The sequence below is a fragment of the Chromatiales bacterium genome, from assembly GCA_020445605.1.
GTDB lineage: Bacteria > Pseudomonadota > Gammaproteobacteria > JAGRGH01 > JAGRGH01 > JAGRGH01.
In genome coordinates this window covers 1-4,664 of the sequence record JAGRGH010000045.1, presented here as the reverse complement: position 1 = coordinate 4,664, position 4,664 = coordinate 1, and the positions used below count along the sequence as shown (strand labels likewise).

Sequence of the window (4,664 nt, the reverse complement as noted above, 5' to 3'; positions counted from 1 at the left end):
TGGAGCGGGTGATGGGAATCGAACCCACGCCATCAGCTTGGGAAGCTGAGGTTCTACCATTGAACTACACCCGCGGATTGCGTCCGTCATCTTACGGCAACTGCCGAGGTTTGCCGCAAGCGCCCGCCACAACGAGATTCCGGCTCAGGCAATTCCAAACGACTCACCGTTTCCCGCGGCGCATGGAAATCGCGCCATCTCCGACGGCCACAAGCCGTTGAAAATGATGGAAAGCGAGGACCGGACCTTGCGGTTGCGAGACCGGGAAGGCCGTGGTCAGACCTGTCTCAACAACCTGCTGCACTACTCCAGCACCGACACATCACCGCGCCCGACGCGCAGCACCGCGGGCGCATCGCCGGTCAGGTCCACCACGCTGGTCGGCTCGGCCGGACAGGCGCCGCCGTCAATCACCAGGTCGATCTGCGCGCCCAGCCGATCGCGGATCTCGTACGGATCGTTCAGCGGCATGGCTTCACCCGGCAGGATCAGGGTCGAACTCAGTAGTGGTTCGTTCAGCGCCGCGAGCAACGCGAGCGCAATGCGATGCTCGGGCACGCGCAGGCCGATGGTCTTGCGCTTGGGGTGGAACAGGCGCCGCGGCACCTCGCGCGTTGCGTGCAGGATGAACGTGTAGGCGCCAGGGGTGAGCGCCTTGAGCAGCCGGTAGTCGCGGTTTTCCACCCGCGCGTAGATGCCGAGTTCCGAAAGGTCGCGACAGACCAGCGTCATGTTGTGACGATCGTCGACCTGACGCACGCGACGGATGCGATCTGCCGCCTGTTTGTCGCCGATGTGGCAGCCCAGCGCGTAACTGGAATCCGTCGGATAGGCAATGATCCCGCCCTCGCGCACGATCTCCACCGCGCGCTGGATCAGCCGCGCCTGCGGGTTTTCCGGGTGAATCTCGAAGTACTGCGCCATGGGTTCAGGCAGCCTGCAAATGGGCCGCGAGCGGCGGCGCGAGCCAGACCGGGTCGAGACCGGGCGGCAACGGATCGAGGCGGCCGAGTTCGCGGTAACCCTGACCCGGTCCGTGAAAATCCGACCCGGCCGAGGCGTAGAGCCCGCGCGTGCGCGCCAGAACGCTGATGCGCCGCACGTCTTCCGGCCCGTGGCTGCCGCAGACCACTTCGATGGCCTCGCCGCCGGCGGCCTCAAATTCCTCGCACAGTTCGTTGAGGCGCGCATGGGTCAGATCGTAGCGGGCCGGATGAGCGATGACCGCAACCCCGCCGGCGGTGCGAATCCAGCCGACCGCCTGCTCGAGCGTTGCCCAGCCCGCCCGCACCCAGCCGGGCTTACCCTCGCGCAGGTAGCGGGTGAATGCGCGACGGGCGTCGGGCACGACACCCCGCCCGACCAGCACCCGCGCGAAGTGCGTGCGCGAAACGCCGCTGTCAGAGGCGATTGCGGCCGCATCGGCATAGGCACCCCCGATCCCGGAACGCTCCAGCCGCTCGCCGATCGCAATGGCGCGTGCGGCGCGGCGGCCGGCCTGGAAGGCCAGGCCCGCCACCATTGCCGGATGCGCCGCGTCGATGCCGAGCCCCACGACATGCACGGTCCGCCCGCGCCACTCGACGGAGATTTCCACCCCGGCGACCAGCTCGATCCCGTGGAGGCGGCTGGCCGCACGGGCCTCGGCGAGGCCGTCGGTCGTATCGTGATCGGTCAGCGCCAGCACGTCGACACCGGCCACGCGCGCCTGCGCGACGAGGTCCGCCGGTGCGAGCGTGCCGTCGGAAAACCGGCTGTGACTGTGCAGATCGAAGTTCATGGCAGCCCGTCATTGTACCGGCGACGGCGCCCGCATGCGGGTTGCCGTACAATGGATCGGTTATGCAACCGCCATCGCCGCAGAACGCCCGCGCAGCGGAGCGAACTCATTCGCGGGGGACTGGTCAGATGCCCCTTCTCGCACCGACGCACGGCGATCGCCCGGGCACCGCAGTGGGGCAACCTGGCCGAAGACCGGCACCGCGCCCGGGCCGACCGGCCGACCCCGCACTGAACGGATCGTATGCATGAAGCTCTTATTTGATTTTTTTCCGATCCTGCTGTTTTTCGTCGCCTACAGCGTATGGGGCATATTCACCGCAACCGCGGTGGCCATCGTCGCCGGCGTGGCGCAGGTGCTCTACATGTGGCTGCGGCACAAGCGCGTCGAGAACATGCATGTCATCACGCTCGTGCTGATCGTCGTGCTCGGCGGCGCCACGCTGATCCTGCGCGACCCGAAGTTCATCATGTGGAAGGTCACGGCGGTGAACTGGGCATTCGCGCTGGCGTTTCTCGCCAGCCCGCTGATCGGCGGACGCCCGCTGATCCAGCGCATGATGGCCCAGGCCGTGGAACTGCCCGATGCGATCTGGAAGCGACTGAATCTGCTCTGGGCCGGCTTTTTTGGGCTGGTCGGGCTCGTGAACATCTATTTCGCGCGCGACGCACTGGCCGCCCGCGACGTGCTGCTCGGTGCGTCGACGCTCGACCCGAAGGTCGAACTCAAGGAAGTCGACTGCGTCACCCAGGTCGCCGAGCAGGCCCTGGGCCTTTGTCAGGCGGCACAGGGCAGCGAAGAGATCTGGGTGCAGTTCAAGCTGTTCGGCGTGCTCGGGATGACCGTCGTGTTCGTCATCGCGCAGGCGTTCTGGCTTGCGAAACACCTGCCGCCCGCCGACGGCGGCACGACCGACGAGGCCTGAGATGCTCTACGCGATCATCGCCGAAGACGCCCCCGGCACGCTCGAACAGCGGCTTGCGGCCCGCCCCGATCACGTGGCGCGTCTGCTGAAGCTGCGCGACGAGGGCCGCTTGGTGCTGGCCGGTCCGCATCCGGCGATTGATGCCGAGGACCCGGGGCCCGAAGGCTTTACCGGCAGCCTGATCGTCGCGGAATTCGACAGCCTCGAAGCGGCCCGGCAGTGGGCCAGCGACGATCCCTACCGCGCCGCCGGCGTCTACGACACGGTGCGCGTGAAGCCCTATCGCAAGGTGCTGCCCTGAACATGGGCGCGCGCGTGGCGATGATTCGCGAACGCCTGTCGGCCGGACTCGACGTGCTGTCCCTGGACATCGTCGACGAAAGCCACAAGCACGCCGGGCATCGCGGCGCGATCGAAAGCGGTGGCGGCCATTTCCGCGTGCGTGTCGTCGCGCGCGATTTTGCCGGCCGCACGCCGATTCAGCGTCACCGGCTTGTGTATGCCGCACTCGGCGACGCCATGCAAACCGACATTCACGCACTGAGCATCCAGGCGTTCGCGCCGGATGAACCCACAAGCCCCGAAACCTGACCTGTAACGGAGATCCCTGGAAATGAAACGTACGACTGTCATTGCCGGCGCCGCCGCGCTGCTGCTGCTCGCCGGATGCAATGACGACAAGAAGTCCGCCGCCGCACCGGCCGGTGATGCCGCTCCCGCGAGTCTGATGCCGACGAAGGCCGCCGATGCCGGTGCGCAGCCGGATGCCGCCGCGAAACCGGCCGCCGACGCGGTCGCGCTGATCGACGGCGAACCCGTCAGCGCGCTGAGCTTTGCGATTTTCGTCGCCGAACATGGCGTCAACCCGTCGACGCTGAAAGAGAACATGCAGACCTACGCGAACACGCTGCGCGACTTCCTCACGCTCGAGGTGCTCAAGCGCGCGGCGCTCGCAGAGAACCTCGAACTGCAACCGCAGGTCAGTGGGGAACTCGAATACGCTCGCACCAAGGTGCTCAGCTCCGCCGCGCTGCGTGCCCAGATCGTCCGCTCGCTGCCGGACAACGATGCGCTGAAGGCCGAGTACGACAAGGACCTCGCCGAGAACAAGAACATGGAATACAAGGCGCGCCACATCCTCGTCGAGGAAGAGCAGACCGCCCGCGACCTCATCACGGCCCTTGATGGCGGTGCGGACTTTGCCGAACTTGCGAAAGAAAAGTCGACCGGACCGTCCGGTCCGCGCGGCGGCGACCTCGGCTGGTTCTCACCGAAGCAGATGGTCGCGCAGTTTTCGGAGGCCACCGCGGCGCTGGAGCCCGGTCATTACAGCAAGACCCCGGTGCAGACCCGTTTCGGCTGGCATGTGATCCTGCTCGAAGACCGCCGCGAAGGCGAGCCGGTGCCGTTTGACCAGTTCAAGCAGGCCCGCATCCAGGACGTGCAGCGCAAGGTCGCCTCGCAGTACATCGAGAGCCTGCTGGCGAAGCACGAGATTCGCGTGCCTGAAGCGGTCGGTCGTGAAGCGCAGGGCCTCGGCATGGCCAAGCAGCCCGCCGCGGCCCCCGAAGGCGCCGCCGCACCTGCGCCTGCTGCGGGTCAATAAGCGCGGAAGCCCGCTTTGCTCACGGCACAGGGATGTGCCGCCCCAAGGCTTGAATGATCGGCTGCGCCGGGCTGCTATCGCCGGCTGAGTCGCCAAACAAGCTTCCCTAGGGCCTGTTCACACTACGCGTGACGCAGCGACGGTGGCCGTTGTTGTGGCCAACAAGGCGCTGTGAGCGCAGTGTACTAGACGTATATCAGCGAACCGCAACGCGGTTGGACACGGGAACGGCCCCGTCCCGCGGGGTTGCGCCCCAAAATCCGTCATGCTGCGTTGCTCGTCGTTCATTTAGACACGCCAAACCTCTCTCCTCGCGCCTTGCCTGACGTATTTTGGGGCAGCAACGCTGCGCC

The 4,664-nt window shown here is 66.6% G+C and carries 6 protein-coding genes and 1 tRNA gene; 4 read left to right on the top strand and 3 right to left on the bottom strand.

The annotated features are described in order from the left end of the window. From KDG50_09640 to KDG50_09630, 3 genes are all read right to left on the bottom strand, one after another. A tRNA-Gly gene (locus tag KDG50_09640) sits at positions 1-74 on the bottom strand. A 229-nt stretch (positions 75-303) separates the two neighbouring features. Further along, entirely contained in the window at positions 304-924 is a 621-nt protein-coding gene (locus KDG50_09635; GenBank protein ID MCB1865680.1) for a threonylcarbamoyl-AMP synthase, read from the bottom strand. Positions 925-928: 4 nt separating this feature from the next. After that, positions 929-1,780, bottom strand: a complete 852-nt coding sequence (locus KDG50_09630) for a PHP domain-containing protein (protein MCB1865679.1) — start codon at positions 1,778-1,780, stop codon at positions 929-931. A 247-nt stretch (positions 1,781-2,027) separates the two neighbouring features. Here KDG50_09630 and KDG50_09625 point away from each other — a divergent pair, with 247 nt between their 5' ends. From KDG50_09625 to KDG50_09610, 4 genes are read left to right on the top strand one after another with little or no spacing between them, the layout of a single operon-like run. Beyond that, entirely contained in the window at positions 2,028-2,705 is a 678-nt protein-coding gene (locus tag KDG50_09625; GenBank protein MCB1865678.1) for a septation protein A, read from the top strand. Position 2,706: 1 nt separating this feature from the next. Beyond that, positions 2,707-3,006, top strand: a complete 300-nt coding sequence (locus tag KDG50_09620) for a YciI family protein (GenBank protein ID MCB1865677.1) — start codon at positions 2,707-2,709, stop codon at positions 3,004-3,006. A gap of 20 nt (positions 3,007-3,026) precedes the next feature. Continuing rightward, positions 3,027-3,296 carry a BolA family transcriptional regulator gene (locus KDG50_09615; protein ID MCB1865676.1) on the top strand — a complete coding sequence of 90 codons (270 nt, stop codon included), beginning with the start codon at positions 3,027-3,029 and terminating at the stop codon, positions 3,294-3,296. A gap of 22 nt (positions 3,297-3,318) precedes the next feature. After that, positions 3,319-4,311 carry a peptidylprolyl isomerase gene (locus KDG50_09610; GenBank protein MCB1865675.1) on the top strand — a complete coding sequence of 331 codons (993 nt, stop codon included), beginning with the start codon at positions 3,319-3,321 and terminating at the stop codon, positions 4,309-4,311. Positions 4,312-4,664 lie beyond the last annotated feature (353 nt).